This window comes from Deferrisoma sp. (genome assembly GCF_054681715.1).
On sequence record NZ_BAAHFQ010000280.1, the window covers coordinates 1 to 2,221 of the forward strand.

The 2,221-nt window shown below is 70.0% G+C and carries 2 protein-coding genes and 2 tRNA genes; all 4 read right to left on the bottom strand.

Annotated elements, in window-relative coordinates; translation table 11 throughout:
- Positions 1-72 precede the first annotated feature (72 nt).
- The gene (locus ACY0I8_RS17860; RefSeq protein ID WP_461395822.1) at positions 73-1,014 is read right to left on the bottom strand and encodes a ribose-phosphate pyrophosphokinase; all 942 of its coding nucleotides are present in this window, start codon (positions 1,012-1,014) and stop codon (positions 73-75) included.
- Between the two features lie 57 nt (positions 1,015-1,071).
- Positions 1,072-1,146, bottom strand: a tRNA-Gln gene (locus ACY0I8_RS17865).
- A gap of 4 nt (positions 1,147-1,150) precedes the next feature.
- Positions 1,151-2,047 carry a 4-(cytidine 5'-diphospho)-2-C-methyl-D-erythritol kinase gene (gene ispE / locus ACY0I8_RS17870; protein ID WP_461395823.1) on the bottom strand — a complete coding sequence of 299 codons (897 nt, stop codon included), beginning with the start codon at positions 2,045-2,047 and terminating at the stop codon, positions 1,151-1,153.
- Between the two features lie 88 nt (positions 2,048-2,135).
- A tRNA-Phe gene (locus ACY0I8_RS17875) sits at positions 2,136-2,211 on the bottom strand.
- Positions 2,212-2,221: the final 10 nt, after the last annotated feature.

Genomic DNA, 2,221 nt, shown 5'->3' on the forward strand with positions numbered 1-2,221 from the left:
CCTCTTTGGGCTCCACCGAAAACTCGACTTCCGCGTGCATGGTTCTTCTTCCTTTCCGAGAACGTCTCGAGGCTAAACGAACAGGGAACTCACCGACCCGCACTCCGTGATCCGGCGGATCGCCTCGGCGAGCAACCCGGACACGGTGACGGCGTGGATCTTGCCGCTCTCCCTCGCCCGGGCGCTCAGGGGAATCGTGTCGGTCACCACCACCTGCTCCAGCGGCGAGTCCACGATCCGGTCCACGGCCGGCCCGGAGAGCACCGGGTGGGTGGCCGCGGCGAACACGCGGCGGGCCCCGTTTTCCTTGAGGGCCCGGGCCGCGTTGGTCAGGGTGCCTGCGGTGTCGATCATGTCGTCGAGGAGAAGGGCGTCCCGGCCCTCCACCTCGCCGATGATGTGCATCACCTCGCTGACGTTCGCCTTCTCCCGCCGCTTGTCGATGATGGCCAACCCCGCGTCGAGCCGCTTCGCGAAGGCCCGGGCCCGCTCCACGCCCCCGGCGTCGGGGCTCACGACCACGAGGTCGTCCCCCGGCAACCGACGCCGGAACTCCTCGAGGAGCACCGGCGTGGCGTAGAGGTTGTCGACCGGGATGTCGAAAAACCCCTGGATCTGGCCCGCGTGGAGATCCACGGTCAGGATCCGGTCGGCCCCGGCCACCGTGATGAGATCGGCCACCAGCTTCGCCGTGATCGGCACCCGGGGGTTCACCTTCCGGTCCTGCCGGGCGTACCCGTAGTAGGGCATGACCACCGAGATGGACCCCGCGCTGGCGCGCTTGAGGGCGTCCATCATGACCAGGAGCTCCATGAGGTGGTCGTTCACGGGAGGGCAGGTGGGCTGGATCACGAACACGTCCCAGCCGCGGACGCTCTCCTCCACCTCCACCGCCACCTCGCCGTCGCTGAACCGGCGCACCACGGCGCGGCCCAACGGGAGCCCGAGCCTTCGGCAGATGGCCTCGGCCAGGGGCCGGTTCGCGTTTCCGGTGAACACCCGAACGTTGTGCATGAAATCGTACCGACGAAAGACCCGGCAGCCCGAACGGCGGCCGGGAGGTTCAAAACCTGGCTGGGGCGGCAGGATTCGAACCTGCGAATGCCGGAATCAAAATCCGGTGCCTTACCGCTTGGCGACGCCCCAACGGTTACCGATTGCGATGAGCGCCCGATCCCCGCTCGTCCCGGAACGGAAACTCGCCCGGCCCCAGGGTGCGCACCAGCCGTGCCTCCCACCCGCGGGCCGCCACCCGCGGCGCGACCTCGGCGTGGAGCGCTTCGGCGCTGCGCCGGTCCGACAGGAGGCCGAACACGGCCGAGCCCGATCCCGTCATGGCCGCCACCGGAGCGCCGGCCAAAAGGCCCAGGGCCTCTCCCACCTCGGGGCACTCCGCCAGGGCGAAGGGTTCGAGGTCGTTGCGCACCTCACCCCGTACCCCCCGGAAAGTGAGGTGCGCTATCCTAGGGGCGGCCCTACGGGAAGTCAAGCCTTGGGAATACCGGGAAAAGACCCGGGCCGTCGAAAGATTCACGCCGGGCCACACCACCACGAGCCACAGTTCCCCGGGCCCGATCGGGGTCACCCGTTCCCCCACCCCCTCCACCCACGCCGGGCCTCGGGCGAAAAAAAACGGCACGTCCGCTCCCACGGCGAACGCCGCCCGGCTTCGCTCGGCGGGGGGCAACGGCCGGCCGAACAGGCGCTCGAGCCCAAGGATCACGGCGGCGGCGTCGCTCGATCCCCCGCCGAGCCCCGCCCCGGCCGGGATGGATTTCTCGAGGCCGATCCGGACGCCGGCGGCCACGCCGGTGACCCCGAAGTAGTACCGGGCGGCGCGCACGCAGAGGTTCTCCTCGGCCCCCGGCCCCTGGCCGGCCATCTCCACCCGGCCCGGCTCGTCCACGGGTTCGAGCCACAGGTCGTCGAACCACGAGATCGGAGCCATCAGCATCCGCAGATCGTGGTACCCGTCGGGCCGGCGGCCCAGGACCTCGAGGACGAGGTTCACCTTGGCCGGGGCCCGAAGCTCAAGGCGGTAAGGCATCGGTGTCCTCCCCGCGCGGGGGCGGGGCCGCGGGGCGGCAAAGGAAAAGGGCCTGGGTCCGGCGAAGACCCAAGCCCTTGGTCGAACCTGGTGCCCAGGGGCGGAATCGAACCACCGACACGGGGATTTTCAGTCCCCTGCTCTACCGACTGAGCTACCTGGGCCCCCAAAGCG